Here is a 17,304-nt window from a genome sequence, read left to right as displayed (position 1 = left end):
ACCATCTGCACAGCTAGCTGCGGCTCCACGGCCTATCAGCTCTTTAGCCTACCCGGGAAGCCTGGCTGACCAACGCGCTTATGTCGGATACAACCCTTCGGCGCGCAAACGCTTGTACAAGGTGTTGCGGCTCACACCGAGATGCCGGGCCAAGTGCGAAACGTTGCCGTGACAGGCTTCGAACTGAGCCCGCAGAGGCTCATTCGCAAGCATTGGAAACGGCACTGTTTCGCTTGTCGAGGCGGAGGCCCCGGTTCTACCTTGAGCTGTCAGCTTTACGTCCGTATCGGCAAGGAAATCATCCGGTAAATGCTCCACGCGAATCGGTTGGTCCTGGGCCAGCGCTAGCGCGACCTGTACAACGCTGCTCAGCTGACGGATGTTTCCCGGCCAAGGGTGGCTGTCGAACAGGCGCAGCACGTCGGGACTGAGACCGGCCCACTGCTGTGGTTCGCGGTGCTGTTCCCATACCCGCTGGAAAAGGGCGTGCTTGTCATAACGCGCTCGGAGTGGGGGCAATTCGACGCCGAGGCCGCTGACCCGGTAGAACAAATCCTGACGAAAGCGACCCTTTTCGACTTCCTGACGTAGCGAACGGTTAGTTGCACAGATCAGTCGAAAGTCGACTGAAAAGGGCTCACCGCCGCCCAGCGGCTGGACGCTGCGTTCCTGCAGAACACGCAACAGACGCGCCTGCAAGCTCAGCGGCATATCACCGATTTCATCGAGGAACAGCACGCCACCATCTGCTTTGCGGATCAGGCCCAGGCTGCCTTTCTGGTGCGCGCCGGTGAATGCACCTTTTTCGTAGCCGAAGAGTTCGGACTCGATCAGCTCGCTGGGAATCGCTGCGCAATTCACGGCTATAAGCGGGGCGTTCGCCCGTGAGCTGGCCGCATGCAGTGCTTTGACCAGCACTTCCTTTCCGACACCCGTTTCGCCGTTCACTAGAATCGGAATGTCCTTTTCGAGCATGAGCTGAGCCTGGCGAATGACCTTATGAACCTGCGGGTCGCCCTGATCGATGCTTGCCAGGTCGATGATATGTTCCGGGCAGCTATCCGGTGTCCGAAAATCACGGGCCTGAATACGCGGCTTCTGCGGGCGTCGAACAAGGCCATGAAAGCGATGACTGCCCGCTGTCCGCAGCAGCAGCGGCTGGTCCTCGGGCTGGCTGAGCAGCTGCCGCAGCGGGACGTCGAACAGCCTGTCGATGCGGCTACGAGTAAGCGCCAAGCCCAGCAAATTGTCTGCACGTCGATTTGCTGAAACGATCAGCCCCGACTCGTCGAAGACCAACAGGCCGGCCCACTGACTATCAAGATTGTCCTGGCCGGTATTGAACGTCAGCTGGAAATAATCACCGCGGAACAGATTCAAGATCAGCCTGTTTTCAACCGACTGGCTCATCATCTTGACCATGCCCAGCGTGTGCGATGGCGGCAGGTAGCTGTCGCTGGACACGTCGAGCACCGCGATCAGCTGGCGTTGCGCGTCGTAGATGGGCGACGCCGCGCCGGACAGATATCGGTTGGCCTGGAGGAAGTGCTCGTCACGTTGGATATGCACGGCCTGCCCGCTGGCCAGTGCGGTGCCGATCGCATTGGTCCCGGTATCTCGCTCCATCCAGCTGGCGCCCGGCTTGAATCCGCGTTGCTGCGCGGGTTCGACGAAGCGCCTGTCACCCCAGGACTCAAGCAACTGTCCGCCGCTGTCGGCAAGCAGAATCAGGCAGCTCGAATTCGAAAGGATGTTCTCGTAATAAGGCAGCACTTCACGCTGCGTGGTCTGGACCAGGTTTCGCTGACGTTCCAGCAGGGCATTGACGTCTCTCTCCGCGGGGTCGCCAAAGCTGGGGATGCTGAGCGGGTTTAAACCGTAGCGTTCGCAACGGCTCCACGAGCCTTCTACCAAATCCTGGTGTGAGATGGGCTGGGCTGGGTTGGCCATGTCGCCTCTCTATCGCGGTACGTTCTTGTTGTTTTTGGTGTTTGTCACCGTCGGTGCCATGAACAGTCTTGTTCATTTTTGTTCACTGTCAATGTTCACAACTGTTCATTTTGAACACTTAACAACAGCGGCCTGCACAAAGCGCCACGGGCTAGAGCGGTCTAGCGTAGCTGGCACGGATATCGCTCTGAATCCTTCCATAACAACTAGAAGGATGCGGCATGTCCCTCACCCTGGAACACGTCACTAAAACTGTCGATGGCCAGCTGCATATCGACGATGCCAGCCTCATTTTCGAACCTGGCTCGTTCAATGTGCTGATCGGTCGAACCCTGTCGGGCAAGACCTCGTTGATGCGACTCATGGCAGGGCTCGACAAGCCGACGCGGGGTCGAATCTTAATGAACGGCGCTGACGTAACCGGGGTTCCGGTGCGCAAGCGCAACGTGTCGATGGTGTACCAGCAGTTCATCAACTATCCGACGTTGACCGTGTACGAGAACATCGCTTCACCGTTGCGACAGGCTGGATTCAGTAAAGCCGAGATCGAGCGCAAGGTGCGCGAAACCGCCGAGATGCTGCACATCGAAGCCTTCCTGCAGAAACACCCGCTGGAACTCTCCGGGGGGCAGCAGCAACGCACGGCAATGGCCAGGGCGTTGGTCAAGGACGCTGATCTGGTCCTATTTGACGAGCCGCTGGTGAACCTTGATTACAAATTGCGCGAAGAGCTCCGCCAGGAAATGCGTGAGCTGTTTAAAACTCGCCGCAGCATCGCTGTGTATGCGACCACGGAGCCGAACGAGGCTTTGGCGCTAGGCGGAACAGCGACCGTATTGCATGAAGGTCGAGTAATTCAGAGCGGGCCGACGTCGGAGGTGTATCACCGTCCCAGCCAGGTGCTCAGTGCCGAACTGTTCTCCGAGCCGCCGATCAACCTGCTGTCAGGGCGAATCGCGGCGAACGAGGTCAGTTTTCAAGACTGCATGCATTTCCCGCTTAACACCGATCTGAGCGGGCTGGACAAAGGTGAGTATCGCTTCGGGATCAGGCCCAGTCATATCGGGCTGGTGCCTTCCAACGATGATGATTTGGAAGTGTCTGGCACTGTCGAGCTGGCAGAAATCAGCGGTTCTGAAACCTTTCTCCATGTGCGGAACGAGCACCTCAGCTTGGTGCTGCACCTGCAAGGGGTTCACGACTACCACGTCGACTCGCCCATCCGCGTTTACATCCCGACTCACAAGTTATTCGTTTTCGATGCTTCGGGCCGTCTGGCCCAGGCACCGGCTCGACGTCCCTGAGGAAATCGTTATGGCAGAAATCCATTTGCAGAATCTTGCTCACAGCTATAACAGCCAACCCCAGGGCGCTGCTGACTATGCGATCCGTGAGATGGACCACGTGTGGGAGCAGGGCGGCGCTTACGCGCTGTTGGGGCCCTCAGGGTGTGGCAAGTCCACCTTGCTCAACATTATCTCGGGGTTGCTCAGCCCATCTGAGGGAGAGGTGCTGTTCGATACACGCAAGGTGAACACGCTAACGCCGGAGCAGCGCAACATCGCGCAGGTTTTTCAGTTTCCGGTCGTCTACGACACTATGACCGTCTTCGACAATCTGGCCTTCCCGCTGCGCAACCAAGGCATCGCTGAGGCGCGTATCACAAGCAAGGTTCACGAAATTGCCGAGGTACTCGACCTCCATCCGCTGCTCAAGCGAAAGGCTCACAACCTGACTGCCGATGAAAAGCAGAAGGTCTCAATGGGGCGCGGGCTGGTCCGGGACGACGTGTCGGCGATCCTTTTCGACGAGCCGCTCACGGTCATCGACCCGCACCTCAAGTGGAAGCTGCGGCGCAAGCTCAAGCAGATCCATGAGCAGTTCAACATCACCATGATCTACGTCACCCACGACCAGCTCGAGGCTTCGACCTTCGCTGACAAGATTGCGGTGATGTACGGCGGGCAGATCGTCCAGTTCGGCACGCCGCGTGAGTTGTTCGAGCGGCCGCAACACACCTTTGTTGGTTACTTCGTGGGCAGCCCGGGGATGAATCTGATCGAGGTGGATGGCCGGGAAGGCGGGGTCGGTTTCGGTGATCTGCATCTGCCGCTACCGGGCGCGCTGGCTGCACGACTGCAGGAATTAGCATCGAGTCGCTTGCAGATTGGCATCCGTCCTGAGTTCGTTCAGGTCAGCGAGGAGCCGGGTGCCGGCGGGATGCAGGCCGAGGCTGTGCGAGTCGAGGATCTGGGTACATACAAAATTCTTACGCTTCGTCTGCAAGGGCATCTGATCAAGGCGCGTTTGCCTGAGGATCAAGCGGTGCCGAAAGGCCAGGCCTGGGTGGGCTTCCCGGCACAGTGGCTGATGCTCTATGCCGATGATCGGCTGGTTGAGGTGCTGCCATGACCAAGACGCATGACAACCGCGCGTGGTGGCTGGTCTTACCGGTTTTCCTGCTGGTGGCTTTCAGTGCCATCCTGCCGATGATGACCGTGGTGAACTACTCGGTGCAGGACATCTTCGACTCTTCAACGCGGTTCTTCGTTGGTGCGGATTGGTATCGGCAGATACTCAACGATCCTCGGCTGCACGATTCACTGCTGCGGCAGTTCATCTTTTCGGGCTGCGTACTGTTGATCGAGATCCCGCTGGGAATCGCGGTCGCGCTGGCGATGCCGACCCGTGGCCGCTGGGCGTCGCTGTGCCTGATCGTGATGGCGATTCCCCTGCTGATCCCATGGAACGTAGTCGGGACCATCTGGCAAATCTTCGGGCGTGCCGATATCGGCCTGCTGGGTTACGGCCTCCGCGAGCTGGGCATCAGCTACAACTACGCCTCTAACACTCGGGACGCCTGGCTGACGGTGCTGGTGATGGACGTCTGGCACTGGACGTCCTTGGTCGCGCTGCTTTGCTACTCGGGCCTTCGGGCCATTCCGGACGCCTACTACCAGGCGGCTCGTATCGACAGGGCATCCGCTTGGGCGGTGTTCCGCTACATCCAGTTGCCGAAGTTGAAGAGCGTGCTGCTGATCGCCGTGATGCTGCGCTTCATGGACAGCTTCATGATCTACACCGAGCCGTTCGTGCTTACCGGTGGCGGCCCGGGCAATGCCACCACCTTCCTCAGCCAGACGCTGACGAAAATGGCGGTTGGCCAATTCGATCTCGGCCCAGCGGCGGCGTTCTCGCTGATCTACTTCCTGATCATCCTGCTGGTGTCCTGGCTGTTCTATACCGCCATGACTCACGGCGACCAGAAATGAAAGGGGGCCGCTGATGAACCTGCGCAAGCGAGTGGTTTTGATCCTCTACGTCGCGTTTCTGATGGTGCCGATCTATTGGCTGATCAACATGTCATTCAAGAGCAATACCGAGATTCTCGGCGGGCTGACGCTCTGGCCTCGCGACCTTACGCTGGCTAACTACAAGGTCATCTTCACCGATCGAAGCTGGTACAGCGGTTACATCAATTCGCTGTATTACGTGTGCCTGAACACGATCATCTCGCTAACCGTGGCGTTGCCGGCGGCCTATGCTTTTTCCCGATTTCGTTTTCTTGGGGACAAGCACCTGTTCTTCTGGTTGCTGACCAATCGGATGGCGCCACCCGCGGTCTTTCTGCTGCCGTTCTTTCAGCTTTACTCATCGATCGGGTTGTTCGACACGCACATCGCTGTGGCGCTCGCTCACTGTCTTTTCAATGTGCCTTTGGCGGTCTGGATCCTTGAGGGATTCATGTCCGGTGTGCCCAAAGAGATCGATGAAACGGCGTACATCGACGGTTACAGCTTTCCGAAGTTCTTTGTGAAGCTTTTCATCCCGCTGATCGGTTCGGGCATCGGCGTTACTGCGTTCTTCTGCTTCATGTTTTCCTGGGTCGAACTGCTGCTGGCGCGCACGCTGACTTCGGTTGACGCCAAGCCGATCGTTTCGGTGATGACACGAACCGTCTCGGCATCGGGAATCGACTGGGGCGTTCTGGCCGCGGCCGGTGTGCTGACTATTCTGCCCGGCATGCTGGTGATCTGGTTCGTCCGCAATCATGTCGCCAAGGGCTTCGCCCTTGGGCGCGTATAGGAGTCGCTCATGAGCTGGATGGCATGGACCGGGCCGACCGCGGCTTTCTTCGCCGTCATCGGTGTACTGCTGGCGCTGATGAGCGCCTGGGAACTGAGGCGACCCTGCGTGCCGCGCAAGGGCTTCCTGCCTATCGTTACCACCCGTGGCGATCGGCTGTTCATTGGACTTCTGGGCAGCGCCTATTGGCATTTGTTGCTGATAGGGCTGACCGACTGGAGCATCTGGATAGCGTCCGCGCTGTCTCTCGTCTGGTTGTTTGCAGTGATGCGCTGGGGTTGAGCCTTTCGGCTCACCCCTCCGAAAAACCCAAAGGAGGTGTTTATGTTCGAGAATAAAAACAACACCCGACATGGCATGGCGCTCGCGGCCTTGCTGACGTTGTCCGGCATTTCTGGATCGGCCTGGGCCGACGCCTATGAAGACGCGGCGAAGAAATGGATCGAATCAGAATTTAACCCGTCGACCCTTACGCCTGAGCAGCAGATGGAAGAGCTGCGCTGGTTCATCAAAGCCGCCGAGCCGTTCCGTGGCATGGAAATCAACGTTGCTTCGGAAACCATCACGACGCACGAATATGAGTCCAAGACCTTGGCTCGTGCGTTTAGCGAGATCACCGGCATCAAGCTGCGTCACGACTTGATGCAGGAAGGGGATGTTGTAGAGAAGCTGCAGACCCAGATGCAGTCGGGCAAGAACATCTACGATGGGTATATCAACGACTCTGATCTGATCGGCACGCACTTCCGTTACGGCAAAGCAGTTGCGATCAGCGACATGATCGAAGGTGAAGCCAAGGACTACACGCTGCCAACACTTGATCTGGATGATTTCATCGGGATTTCTTTCACCACGGGCCCGGACGGCAAGCTCTATCAGTTGCCAGTGCAGCAGTTCGCCAACCTCTATTGGTTTCGCGCCGACTGGTTCGAGCGGCCTGAACTGAAAAAGCAGTTCAAAGAGCGCTACGGGTATGAGCTTGGTGTGCCAGTGAATTGGTCTGCTTATGAAGACATTGCCGAGTTTTTCAGCAAGCACGTCAAGGAGATCGACGGGCAGCGTGTTTATGGCCACATGGACTACGGCAAAAAGGACCCGTCGCTTGGCTGGCGCTTTACCGATGCCTGGTTCTCCATGGCGGGCGCCGGCGACAAAGGGCTTCCAAACGGTTTGCCGGTAGACGAGTGGGGAATTCGTGTTGAAGACTGCCACCCGGTTGGCTCAAGCGTTTCACGCGGCGGTGCCACAAACGGCCCGGCTGCGGTCTATGCGACACAGAAATATGTCGACTGGATGCGCGAATACGCGCCGCGCGAAGCCCAAGGCATGACCTTTTCCGAGGCGGGCCCGGTGCCGGCGCAAGGCAACATTGCTCAGCAGATTTTCTGGTACACCGCATTCACGGCCGACATGACCAAGCCGGGTCTGCCGGTGGTGAATGAGGACGGCACGCCGAAGTGGCGGATGGCGCCGTCGCCGAAGGGGCCATATTGGGAGGAGGGCATGAAGCTCGGCTATCAGGATGCAGGATCCTGGACCTTCCTCAACTCGACTCCGGAGCAGCGCCGTCTGGCTGCATGGCTCTACGCGCAGTTCACCGTGGCGAAAACCGTGTCGCTGAAAAAGACCTTGGTGGGGCTTACCCCGATCCGTGAGTCGGATATCAACTCAGACGCCATGACCGAAGCTGCGCCAAAACTGGGTGGTCTGGTGGAGTTTTACCGCAGCCCGGCGCGAGTGCAATGGACGCCGACCGGAACCAATGTGCCGGATTATCCGCGTCTCGCACAGCTCTGGTGGCAGTACATCGCCGAAGCAGCCAGTGGCGACAAGACCCCTCAGGAGGCTCTGGACGGCCTTGCCGAAGCCCAAGACACCATGATGGCGCGGTTGGAACGAGCTAACGTGCAGCCCAAGTGCGGACCGAAGCTGAACGAGCCGCGGGATCCTGAGTATTGGCTGAGCCAACCTGGTGCGCCGAAGCCCAAACTGCAAGATGAAAAGCCCCAGGGGCAGACCGTCAACTATGACGAACTGATCAAGTCTTGGGAGCAGAAGAGGTAGTGGGCTGTACCGGGTAAACAAAACGGCACCCGAGGGTGCCGTTTTGCGTATTGTTTGCCTTAGTCGCTGCGTAGCTTAACCGTGCAGATGTTCAGCGGCATGCAACGTGTTTTCCAGCAGACAAGCCCGGGTCATCGGACCCACACCGCCTGGCACAGGCGTAATCCAGCTAGCGCGTTGCACGGCGACATCGAACTCGACATCACCGACGAGCTTGCCGTCGGCTTGGCGATTGATGCCGACGTCGATCACGATGGCGCCTTCCTTTATCCAGTCACCTTTGACCAGACCGGTTATCCCTGTCGCGACCACGATCAGATCGGCACGTTTGACGTGGTCGGCCAGGTCATGAGTAAAGCGATGGGTGACGGTGGTCGTGCAGCCGGCCAGCAATAACTCAAGCGCCATGGGCCTGCCGACGATGTTGGATGCGCCCACCACAACCGCGTTTAGGCCATGCAGATCGACGCCAGTGCTATCGAGCAATGCCATGATGCCTTTCGGCGTACAGGGGCGTAGCAGCGGCATACGCTGAGCGAGACGGCCAATGTTGTAGGGATGGAAACCATCCACGTCCTTGTCGGGGCGAATACGTTCGAGCAGTTGCGATGCATCCAGATGCTTAGGCAATGGCAGCTGCACAAGAATGCCGTCAATCGACGGGTCGTCATTAAGCTGATCGATCAATCCCAGCAGTTCATCCTGGCTGGTTGACGCTGGCAGGTCATGAGCGGTGGATTTGAATCCCACCTCCTCGCAATCCTTGCGCTTGTGCGCCACATAGACCTGAGAAGCCGGGTCCATGCCCACGAGAATCACTGCCAGGCCAGGTACTCGTAAACCTTGCTTGGATCGCTCGGCAACTCGGCCCGCGATTTGCTGGCGGACATTGGCAGCGATCTGTTTACCGTCGATCAGTTTTGCGGTCATGACGCGTGGTTAACCATCGAGAAGGACTGAAAAAGGACGCGCATTCTCTCACGACGGCACCGTTCGGCAAAGGCGACACGGGGGAGGATTCCCGTAACTCCTTTACCAGGCTGAAATTTTTTTGGTTTTGCTGTTGACGATGTGAAGGCAGGCCATTAAGATTCGCCCCGCTTGTCGAGCACAGCTTGCTGCTGGGTAAGACGGCTTTTGAGGGGAAACCCCTTCACTGGCCGGAGCTTGAAGTCTGCGCTCTGATCGAATGCAGATAAAAGCGCCCGTAGCTCAGTTGGATAGAGCATCCGCCTTCTAAGCGGATGGTCGCAGGTTCGAGTCCTGCCGGGTGCGCCATTCCGGTTGGTACAAGCGAATGCAATATGGTGGGCGTAGCTCAGTTGGTAGAGCACAGGATTGTGGCTCCTGCGGTCGTGGGTTCGAACCCCATCGTCCACCCCATATTCCGAAACGCCAGGCGCAGCCTGGCGTTTTCGTTTAGAAGTTTGCGGACGTGGTGAAATTGGTAGACACACCAGATTTAGGTTCTGGCGCCGCAAGGTGTGAGAGTTCGAGTCTCTCCGTCCGCACCATCTGAAACGCTGAAAGCCCCGTATATCGGGGCTTTCGCGTATTTGGCATAGAGCAAAAGAGCGCATAAGTATTCCCAGCGCGTTCCCATGAGAATAGAGGCGGCGGAGCAAAATCCAGGCCAGCCGGGGCAAAGCCCAGATTTTGCCTGACCCATCAAAACCGGGTAATTTTGGTAATTACCGATTCTAAACGGCCGAAAGCCCTCTCTTATCAATGGGTTGGAATGTTTTCTCAAAGGTAATAATAGGGTAATCAGAAGGTAACCAACTTACCTCTAGCTATGGTTAGCGGCTCGAAACGCGCAGCCCTTTTAAATCAAGCACTTGCAAAAATATTACCTTTTGCCTTACCAGAACTTACCTTTCGAGGTAATCGCTCAAGCCCAGCAAACGCGGGCTTTCCAGCCGTGTGAAACGACCCCCTTACCAAAATTACCCGTTTGCAAAATCGGCTTAGAGTTCTGAGGCCGTAAGCGCTCGCCTGTGAGGTGTACCCTCGCAGGGTTCTGCAGGTATTCCAGGAGCGCCGATCATCTTGCCAGCGCAAGCAGCGGGGCGGCTGCACCCTGCTGCAGGGGTGCAGAAAAAGTGCCCCATATAGCCCGCAGGTGAGGTGGGGGGACAACGGCGCGCGCGCGGTGCTATAACTCCCATCGGCGGCCATGGAGGCGGTATGGATTTTGAGATAAGTGCGGCAGGTGCCACGATCATGGCGGCCATAGCAGCTGTAATAGGATCGATCACCACTGGTTGGTTGGAGCGTTGGCACCAGAAGCGTGCTATTACAGCGGCGTTGTTTGCGGAGGTTGCTGCACTTTCAATCATGATCCGAACCCGGCGATACCGGGAGGACCTAGAGAAGGCGGCAGAGGAGGTTAAATCAGGCGAAGCAATTAGTTTAGCTGTCCCAGTTCCTGCACATTACTGCCGAATCTACACAGCAAACCTAGGGTCGATTGGCCTACTCAATCCCAAGCAGGCAAGCGAGCTTGTTCATTCCTACCAGTTGGTCGACAGCGTGGTTCAGGACGTAACGCCAGGTGGAATTCTAGCGTCTGGTTCGTCTGACCCAACGGATTTTTTAGATGCTCGGGATTTACTTGACCGAGCCCTTTCCATTGGTGACTCACTCGCCACCAGATCTAGGTGACCAATGACTGCGATCACGTTGGACCATGTGCTTTTAGTGAAGCTCATCGACAAGGACAAGGACAAGGACAAGGGAGAGGCGAAGGCGGAAGCGGCACGCCCCATCGAAGAGCTTTTGAAGCGATGCCAAGAACTCGACAGCGGGATCTACCTGTCGAGCCGAATCCAAAATTGGGACGCGGTTGGGATGTCTGACCCGAGAGATCAGGAGAGGCTGTTAGATCTTATCGCGCACTACAACATGCGGACTATTAGCTCCGGCTTTCGATTGGGAGAGGCAATTCCTGATCAATCGATAATCGGTTCCCGCGGCTCTTTTTTTGGTGGTTGTGATGTGCTGACGGACCATCCTACTAGATGCGCTCACACCCAAGCTTTCGAAGCGGTTTTCGGTCAGGATCCGATAGAGCGGGATCAGCGTGCCGTTGGCAAGAATCTACCGAACTGGATCGGTGACTATGATGCCCTCAAGTGGCACTATCTTGCATTCAAGGATACGGGCTTGTTTGTGACGCTGGATAAACGTTTCCCGTGCTTCGACCCAACTCATAGGCAGCAAGCGGCAGAGCAGCTTGGGTTGCTTATCGTGTCCCCAGAGCAGGCGGTGATTGCGCTCAATAATCATCAGCTCACCACTCACTCAGAGGGCATTGTTTAATCAGCTGTGCGATGAGCAGATGCTCAGGAATTCTGCTCTGACTTAAACTTATTCCTTTGACGGCAACTCAAACTCCCTGAACCGCACAACCTCTTCCCCATCCCACTCGTTCACCTGAGCCAGCCTTGCCTGGATCGGCTCCAGCTCGTTGACGGCCCACACCTCGGCGGCCTCGCGCAGCGAGCCAAACCCCCCAGCGTTCTGCGGCACGATGCCCATCAGCTGAGGCGGGATGCGCAGCGCGGCAAGCAGGTCGTCGCGGCTGATGTTCTTGATCGATCCGAACTCATCCTTCGCCGCCACCTCGCTCACAGGCAGCAGCTGGATGCCGTCCTTCTTGCCGCCTGGTGCGTACATGAACAGGTTTCGGAAGTTGCCCGGCCCCTTGGCTGACTTCAGCGCGGTGCGCAGGGCATCGACGTCTTCTTCCTTCTGCGCCGCGTCGGTCATGTACATGATGAAACCGGCATGGCTGCCGTTCTGGTAGTAGCGCCGGCGGAAGAGGGTGGCCGACTCGTTCAGCAGCGCTGACTGCAACGCCGACAACCATTCAGGCAACCCGTACACCTCCTGGTTGATATCCGCCTCGCGCAGATGGCAGATCGTGCCGGCGGCGAACTCATGCTCATCACGCCAGCCGCGCACCTGGTAGTAGGTTTCCAGGTCCGCACCGCGGCGCATGTACTTGGCCAGCGTCGGCTGGAGACTCAGCGCCTGGCCGAGCATGTTCTGCCGCCGCTCCAGGTACGCATTGCCACACCACAACCAGTCCAGGGCGAACTGGCCGAACGCCGCCGGCTCAGCAGCTTGTGCGGAATGAACGTCCGCTCGAGCATGTCTCTATCGTCGACGCGTCGAGGAAAAGTGAACTCCGTGGTCAAAGCCAATGTAAAACGGTCTATGAGCACGGTTGGGTTACCCATGGAAACGACCGATCCCTATCGCATGAAAACGGCTTCCTCGCACGACAACTAGGCGCGGGTTTAGATGGAAGTGTGAGCAGGAATGGAGGCATGTCCATAGCGCTTGCCAATTGGGCGGCAAAAACCCAGGGCGGATCAGGCGGCGTCATCGACCTGCGCGACCCGGCACGACGAGACAAGCTGCTTATATTCACCGAAGTGGATAAGGTACGGGTGTCGGCCGGCGGTTGACGGCTCAGTTGGAGCCCTTGGGTATCAAGACGACTTGGGACCTCGCGCAGTATGACCCGGCGTCGCTGCGCAGACAGTTCTCGGTGGTGCTAGAAACGCAAAGAGAGGTAGCTGTTATGGCCAAACTTACCGTCCAACAGAAGTGCGAAGCGTTCTGGACGCTGCATGAGTCCGGGTGCTTTGTGCTTCCGAATCCGTGGGATGCAGGCAGCGCGCAACTGCTCGCCGGCATGGGATTCAAGGCACTGGCGACGACCAGCTCCGGCCATGCCTGGTCCTGCGCAAAGCCCGACGGATCTATGCAGCGCGACGCTGTGCTGGACTATATACGGAGCATCGTCGAGGCCACTGACCTGCCTATCAATGCAGATTTTGAAGACGGGTTCGGCCAATCATCCCAGGAGGTGTTCGAAAGCGCACAACTTGCGGTTGCGACCGGGGTTGCAGGCTTTTCCATCGAGGATTCGACAGGGGATCCGTACGCACCTGTCAGGGATATGCAGGAGGCCGCCGAACGTGTCTGTGCCGCACGGGATGCTGTTGATGCAAGCGGCTCCAAAACGCTCCTGGTCGCTCGTGCGGAAAACTTTTTTGTTGGCCGTCCCGATCTGCCGGACACCATCAAGCGGCTGCAGGCCTACGCCGAAGCCGGTGCCGACTGCCTTTACGCACCCGGGATCAAGGCGCGTGACGATATCGCTGCGGTCGTCTTGGCCGTGGCGCCCAAGCCGGTCAACGTACTAATTGGCTGGAACAGTGACCTGACGGTTAAAGAACTGTCAGCCATGGGCGTCAGACGAGTCAGTGTAGGCGGTGCGTTGGCGCGCGCCGCATGGAGCGGCTTTTACAACGCCGCCCAAGCGCTGAAACATGGCCGGTTCGATGCGTTTCCAAGTTCACCTACCGGCAGCGAGCTCGACGAAGTGTTCCGGGGCGCTGCTCCAGCAACGAGATGTGATTAACGTCATCGCTGACGGGAGCGACCAGTCGATGACGCGGGAGGGTGACGAGAACCTGATATCAGTGCCCCTGGTCAACAATGACAATGAGTTGTTTCATGAGCGCAGACTGGCTACGGCCTTCTGGCCTCCAACGGTCTCATAAGTCGTCGCGAATGCGCCTTGTCGTCCACCTGCCTGCCGTGGCGCTTAGGAAGAATAGCTTGAGCACTAAATACGTAACCAAGAAGCGCCTGCGACGCCACGCACTTTCGCTGGCTTTGGGAACCGCTCTTCTCGTGAGCTCTAACCAGGCGATTTCGGCATCCTCGTTCGGGTTTGGCTCTGCGCTTAGGGAGACCGTGGGCTCGATTGAAGCGCGCACCGGCGGCCACATCGGAGTCAGCGTCACTGCCTTGGAGAGCGGACAGTCTTGGAGCCATCGAGGCAACGAACGTTTTCCAATTGCCAGCACCTTCAAGGCGTTTTCGTGCGGCCACCTACTTGCTTTGGCTGACAGGGATGAGATCGAGCTCGATACGCGCGTTCGTTTCGATGAAACGGATCTTCAGAGCTATTCGCCTATTACCAAGGATCGTGTTGGCAGAGGCGGCATGTCCCTTTTTGATTTGTGTAGCGCAACAACTTCGATGAGCGATAACACGGCTGCAAACCTCATTCTTCGCAACACCGGAGGACCGCAGGGGTTCACGACTTTCATGCGATCCATTGGCGATGCGGTAACCCGTCTAGACCGCTATGAGCCAGAGCTTAACGATGTCGGTCCCGGCGAGGAACGTGACACGACGACTCCGAGGGCTGCTGCAAGAAGCTTGGAGACACTGCTGTTGGGTGACAGTCTATCCACTGACTCACGTGAGCAACTGAAAGGTTGGTTGATTAACAACAAAGTTGGCGGCCCCTTACTGCGCGCGAGTCTCCCAGAGAGCTGGAAAATTGCTGATCGCACTGGGTCGGGTGGCTATGGTTCGCGTGGTGTCATTGCCGTGATCTGGCCTCAGGGGAGCAACGCCCCGACCTCTGAACCGGTGATAGTGGCTGTGTATCTGACCGGAACGACTCTGACGCTGGAGGAGCGCGACGCTACCATCGCTGAAGTCGGCGCCGCGCTCGTTACAGACCTTGAAGCCTTAAAACAGCATAATGGGATAACAGTCGTCACCCGTAACTTGGCAGACTTTGTCCATACAGGCGTTCCTACCCTCAACCATTGGGACGAGGGACTATGAGGTCTTCAAGCTAACGATGTCTTGGTCGTCACCGCTCAATTTGTAGCTGCGTTGCCGACATTTTCCTGAGCAGCCCTGGGCCGTTAATTCGGTGCGCCAATTCCACGAAGCACTGGCGAAAAGACGCACCTTGAAATCCGATATCAGCGGATCGGTTTTTAAAGCCAACAGCATTTAAGCTTTCTTTTGAGGTCGCAGGTCATTCGTATCGGATTGCACTCGCGAATCCAAGGAATGGCACAGTTAGCTGATCCCGTTCGCCAGCACCTAGCAGCAGCTTGATGAGATGATGCTGTCTTGGAACCTTGCTTGCGGCACGTTTGGATAGCCAGACTAGAGCCGCGGCCTCAGCCAAAAAAATTCCATTAGTAAAAAGATGACCATGTAGAATCCCGCGCCCCAAAAAGCAGGAGACAACACATTGGCCATTCATCACTCCGTGTCCGAAGGAACTATGGCATGCGGACGCAGCGGATCGAACCTGACCAGTACTCACGATTCAACCAAGGTTTCATGCAAACTTTGTCTTCGCACCCTCGAAAGAAGCGCCAGTGAGCCTGTGCGCAAAAGCCCAAGCCTCGCCGAACTCAGGGCGGCTGCAAAGAGCGCGAAGCATGCTAAAGCGATCGCCGAGGAGTCAACGCCAACGCCATCGATATCGCCCCGTGCCGAATGGCATCAACGACTGGCGCAGTTACCAGGTCGAAATCGTCTTCCCCGCGGCGCCGTTCGCCAAGTCTATATCTAACTGAACAAGACGGCGGCTTCGGTCGCCGCTCATCTATCTGACGGCATCGCTAGGACAGCGCAACGCATTGTCCTGATGCGGGGTTTGCGAACGGTCGCGCACTGTGTCTAAAGCTGTAGCCAAGATGAATTGCGGTTTGCTCGCAAACCCGCCAAGCCCACGCAATGGTCAAAAAAAACCGCGCCAGGAAGCGCGGGGAAGCAATGGTCGGTTCTGGAGAGAGGCTGAACACTGCAAGGCCATAATAGGTCAGCGCAGTGCCAAGCGACCGATAACAAGGGTGCGCGAGTTCTCAATGGGGAGCTGCGATGCTCCTGTGCAAGCGAAACTTGGTGCCGATCAGTCTCTGCCTTCATCTGGGGGTGAAGGTCTTCACGCGACGTCTTGCAGATCATAGGACTATTACAGTCCGTCGCGCATAGAGCGGAAAATTTGATTTGTCTAGTGAATTGGCGACGAATCTGTCTTAAAAAATGGTTGACAAGAAATTGTTATGCACATTGAGGCCTCGCTGTAGCATTTGTCATATCAAGCCGTTTCGTTTGTTTCGATTAAATATCTTAAGTTATTGAATCTAAAGAACTAAAAAGTTCTGAGCAAAAACTCGTCGATCTGTTCGTAGCCCGCATCAGGCGGGCATTTGGCCGAGTAATTCAGACTATGTTCACAGTGTTATCCACAGCTTTTGTGGATAACACTCCGAACCCAAACGCGGCGGGGCTTGCAGCATTAATTTGCGCGTTTAAAGCGCTTCCCGCGTTTTGCCTCGGTAGACGCGCAGCACGTCAGCCATCACTGAAAGGGCGATCTCTGCCGGCGTCTTGCTGCCGAGGTCCAGTCCGATGGGCATGTGGATGCGCTCGATTTGTTTTTCGTCGAGCCCACCGACGCGCTGCAATCGCTCGGCCCGCTTGGCAGAGGTCTGGCGCGAACCCATGGCGCCGATATAAAACGCGGGGGTTCGTACCGCTTCCATCAGTGCGAGGTCATCAATGCGTGGATCATGGGTCAGTGCGACCACGGCGGTGGCTTCGTGACATGCGCCGGACGCAATGAATACCGACGGCAACACTGGTTGCACTTCGATGCCTTCAATCAAGGTGCCCTGCATTTCCTCGCGCGGGTCACAGGCAATCACTTCGCAGCCAAGCGCTCGGGCAAAGCTGGCGCACGCCTGTGCGACGGGCGATACCCCTGCAAGGAGAAGCCGAAGCGCAGGGCCGATGCGAATATCCACTTGTTCACCCTTCAGGCAGGTCTGCTCACCGCCGTGGTCCGGCAGTAGCTCGGCGCCGCCGGTCGTCAAATCTACTCGCCGCAGCAAGCGCTGTTGGCCTTGCAGGGTTGCCTGTAGCGTGAGCAGATGGGAATGCCAGGTGGGGGTCGGTCTATGGTGCTCCACCAGCACCTGCAGGATGCCGCCGCAGGGCAACCGTAGGCGACGCCGGTCGTCATCGGTTTCGCCGTAGCGAACGACCTGCGCGGGTGCTTGCAGTTCGCCCTGCGCCAGGCTGGCGAGGAACTCTTCCTCGACGCATCCGCCGGACAACGAGCCCACATGAGCGCCATCGGCCCGGGCTACTAGCAGCGCACCGGGCGCTCGCGGCGCCGATCCATAAGTCGACAATACGGTGCAAAACCAGACTTCATGTTCGTCCGCTACCCATTGAAGCGCCTGATCGATTACCTGCAGATCAAGGTGTTGCATATCCGTCCCTCTGGCGATTCGGCGAGACTCAGCCGCCGTTATGGATCGGACCAGCCCGAAAGGCGTTCTGCTGCAAGAAGTTTGG

At 57.5% G+C, this 17,304-nt stretch carries 15 protein-coding genes, 3 tRNA genes and 1 pseudogene; 15 read left to right on the top strand and 4 right to left on the bottom strand.

Annotated elements, in window-relative coordinates; genetic code table 11:
• Positions 1–78 precede the first annotated feature (78 nt).
• The gene (locus ACQKEK_RS11475; protein WP_499142689.1) at positions 79–1,950 is read right to left on the bottom strand and encodes a sigma-54-dependent Fis family transcriptional regulator; all 1,872 of its coding nucleotides are present in this window, start codon (positions 1,948–1,950) and stop codon (positions 79–81) included.
• A 221-nt stretch (positions 1,951–2,171) separates the two neighbouring features.
• Between ACQKEK_RS11475 and ACQKEK_RS11470 the strand changes: the two genes are divergently transcribed.
• The 6 genes from ACQKEK_RS11470 to ACQKEK_RS11445 are packed head-to-tail and all read left to right on the top strand — an operon-like array spanning position 2,172 to position 8,100.
• Positions 2,172–3,254, top strand: coding sequence for an ABC transporter ATP-binding protein (locus ACQKEK_RS11470; protein WP_499142687.1), 1,083 nt, complete (start codon positions 2,172–2,174; stop codon positions 3,252–3,254).
• A 10-nt stretch (positions 3,255–3,264) separates the two neighbouring features.
• Positions 3,265–4,362 carry an ABC transporter ATP-binding protein gene (locus ACQKEK_RS11465; RefSeq protein ID WP_499142685.1) on the top strand — a complete coding sequence of 366 codons (1,098 nt, stop codon included), beginning with the start codon at positions 3,265–3,267 and terminating at the stop codon, positions 4,360–4,362.
• Positions 4,359–5,222, top strand: a complete 864-nt coding sequence (locus ACQKEK_RS11460) for a carbohydrate ABC transporter permease (protein WP_045427499.1) — start codon at positions 4,359–4,361, stop codon at positions 5,220–5,222. Before ACQKEK_RS11465 ends, ACQKEK_RS11460 begins: the two co-directional genes overlap by 4 nt.
• A 13-nt stretch (positions 5,223–5,235) precedes the next feature.
• Positions 5,236–6,036, top strand: a complete 801-nt coding sequence (locus ACQKEK_RS11455) for a carbohydrate ABC transporter permease (RefSeq protein ID WP_499142683.1) — start codon at positions 5,236–5,238, stop codon at positions 6,034–6,036.
• A 9-nt stretch (positions 6,037–6,045) separates the two neighbouring features.
• Positions 6,046–6,318: a DUF2160 domain-containing protein gene (locus tag ACQKEK_RS11450; RefSeq protein WP_045427494.1), complete on the top strand. Its 273-nt coding sequence runs from the start codon at positions 6,046–6,048 to the stop codon at positions 6,316–6,318.
• Between the two features lie 42 nt (positions 6,319–6,360).
• Entirely contained in the window at positions 6,361–8,100 is a 1,740-nt protein-coding gene (locus tag ACQKEK_RS11445) for an ABC transporter substrate-binding protein (RefSeq protein ID WP_045427492.1), read from the top strand.
• A 75-nt stretch (positions 8,101–8,175) separates the two neighbouring features.
• Here the strand turns inward: ACQKEK_RS11445 and folD are convergent, their stop codons facing one another.
• Entirely contained in the window at positions 8,176–9,030 is an 855-nt protein-coding gene (folD, locus tag ACQKEK_RS11440; RefSeq protein WP_045427489.1) for a bifunctional methylenetetrahydrofolate dehydrogenase/methenyltetrahydrofolate cyclohydrolase FolD, read from the bottom strand.
• A 271-nt stretch (positions 9,031–9,301) separates the two neighbouring features.
• Here folD and ACQKEK_RS11435 point away from each other — a divergent pair.
• The 5 genes from ACQKEK_RS11435 (at position 9,302) to ACQKEK_RS11415 (ending at position 11,421) form a co-directional block, all read left to right on the top strand.
• Positions 9,302–9,378: transfer RNA gene (locus tag ACQKEK_RS11435), tRNA-Arg, on the top strand.
• Between the two features lie 29 nt (positions 9,379–9,407).
• Positions 9,408–9,483, top strand: a tRNA-His gene (locus ACQKEK_RS11430).
• Between the two features lie 46 nt (positions 9,484–9,529).
• A tRNA-Leu gene (locus ACQKEK_RS11425) sits at positions 9,530–9,614 on the top strand.
• A 673-nt stretch (positions 9,615–10,287) separates the two neighbouring features.
• Positions 10,288–10,764, top strand: coding sequence for a hypothetical protein (locus ACQKEK_RS11420; protein ID WP_499142681.1), 477 nt, complete (start codon positions 10,288–10,290; stop codon positions 10,762–10,764).
• Positions 10,765–10,767: 3 nt separating this feature from the next.
• Positions 10,768–11,421: a hypothetical protein gene (locus ACQKEK_RS11415; RefSeq protein WP_499142679.1), complete on the top strand. Its 654-nt coding sequence runs from the start codon at positions 10,768–10,770 to the stop codon at positions 11,419–11,421.
• A gap of 48 nt (positions 11,422–11,469) precedes the next feature.
• Here the strand turns inward: ACQKEK_RS11415 and ACQKEK_RS11410 are convergent.
• A pseudogene (locus ACQKEK_RS11410) lies at positions 11,470–12,263 on the bottom strand (phage portal protein); the annotation flags it as partial.
• A gap of 171 nt (positions 12,264–12,434) precedes the next feature.
• Here ACQKEK_RS11410 and ACQKEK_RS11405 point away from each other — a divergent pair.
• From ACQKEK_RS11405 to ACQKEK_RS11390, 4 genes are all read left to right on the top strand, one after another.
• Positions 12,435–12,575, top strand: a complete 141-nt coding sequence (locus tag ACQKEK_RS11405; protein WP_463307760.1) for a hypothetical protein — start codon at positions 12,435–12,437, stop codon at positions 12,573–12,575.
• A gap of 116 nt (positions 12,576–12,691) precedes the next feature.
• Positions 12,692–13,537 (top strand): isocitrate lyase/PEP mutase family protein, encoded by an 846-nt coding sequence (locus ACQKEK_RS11400; protein ID WP_499142946.1) that lies wholly within the window; start codon positions 12,692–12,694, stop codon positions 13,535–13,537.
• Positions 13,538–13,737: 200 nt separating this feature from the next.
• A complete protein-coding gene (gene bla / locus ACQKEK_RS11395; protein ID WP_499142677.1) occupies positions 13,738–14,763 on the top strand; it encodes a class A beta-lactamase in 1,026 nt (341 codons plus the stop codon).
• 421 nt (positions 14,764–15,184) lie between these two features.
• Positions 15,185–15,511: a hypothetical protein gene (locus ACQKEK_RS11390; protein ID WP_499142675.1), complete on the top strand. Its 327-nt coding sequence runs from the start codon at positions 15,185–15,187 to the stop codon at positions 15,509–15,511.
• A 742-nt stretch (positions 15,512–16,253) separates the two neighbouring features.
• Here ACQKEK_RS11390 and ACQKEK_RS11385 read toward each other — a convergent pair.
• The gene (locus tag ACQKEK_RS11385; RefSeq protein ID WP_499142673.1) at positions 16,254–17,219 is read right to left on the bottom strand and encodes an XdhC family protein; all 966 of its coding nucleotides are present in this window, start codon (positions 17,217–17,219) and stop codon (positions 16,254–16,256) included.
• Positions 17,220–17,304: the final 85 nt, after the last annotated feature.

It is taken from the genome of Pseudomonas sp. NPDC077408, from assembly GCF_050269105.1.
Lineage (GTDB): Bacteria > Pseudomonadota > Gammaproteobacteria > Pseudomonadales > Pseudomonadaceae > Stutzerimonas.
The sequence above is the reverse complement of the archived record's forward strand: the minus strand, read 5'-3'. Positions and strand labels throughout refer to the sequence as shown.

Bases quoted from the DNA above. Each gene is read 5' to 3' on its own strand.
- ACQKEK_RS11475 (WP_499142689.1), bottom strand. From the start codon at position 1,950: ATGGCCAACCCAGCCCAGCCCATCTCACACCAGGATTTGGTAGAAGGC.
- ACQKEK_RS11470 (WP_499142687.1), top strand. From the start codon at position 2,172: ATGTCCCTCACCCTGGAACACGTCACTAAAACTGTCGATGGCCAGCTG.
- ACQKEK_RS11465 (WP_499142685.1), top strand. From the start codon at position 3,265: ATGGCAGAAATCCATTTGCAGAATCTTGCTCACAGCTATAACAGCCAA.
- ACQKEK_RS11460 (WP_045427499.1), top strand. From the start codon at position 4,359: ATGACCAAGACGCATGACAACCGCGCGTGGTGGCTGGTCTTACCGGTT.
- ACQKEK_RS11455 (WP_499142683.1), top strand. From the start codon at position 5,236: ATGAACCTGCGCAAGCGAGTGGTTTTGATCCTCTACGTCGCGTTTCTG.
- ACQKEK_RS11450 (WP_045427494.1), top strand. From the start codon at position 6,046: ATGAGCTGGATGGCATGGACCGGGCCGACCGCGGCTTTCTTCGCCGTC.
- ACQKEK_RS11445 (WP_045427492.1), top strand. From the start codon at position 6,361: ATGTTCGAGAATAAAAACAACACCCGACATGGCATGGCGCTCGCGGCC.
- folD (WP_045427489.1), bottom strand. From the start codon at position 9,030: ATGACCGCAAAACTGATCGACGGTAAACAGATCGCTGCCAATGTCCGC.
- ACQKEK_RS11420 (WP_499142681.1), top strand. From the start codon at position 10,288: ATGGATTTTGAGATAAGTGCGGCAGGTGCCACGATCATGGCGGCCATA.
- ACQKEK_RS11415 (WP_499142679.1), top strand. From the start codon at position 10,768: ATGACTGCGATCACGTTGGACCATGTGCTTTTAGTGAAGCTCATCGAC.
- ACQKEK_RS11405 (WP_463307760.1), top strand. From the start codon at position 12,435: ATGTCCATAGCGCTTGCCAATTGGGCGGCAAAAACCCAGGGCGGATCA.
- ACQKEK_RS11400 (WP_499142946.1), top strand. From the start codon at position 12,692: ATGGCCAAACTTACCGTCCAACAGAAGTGCGAAGCGTTCTGGACGCTG.
- ACQKEK_RS11385 (WP_499142673.1), bottom strand. From the start codon at position 17,219: ATGCAACACCTTGATCTGCAGGTAATCGATCAGGCGCTTCAATGGGTA.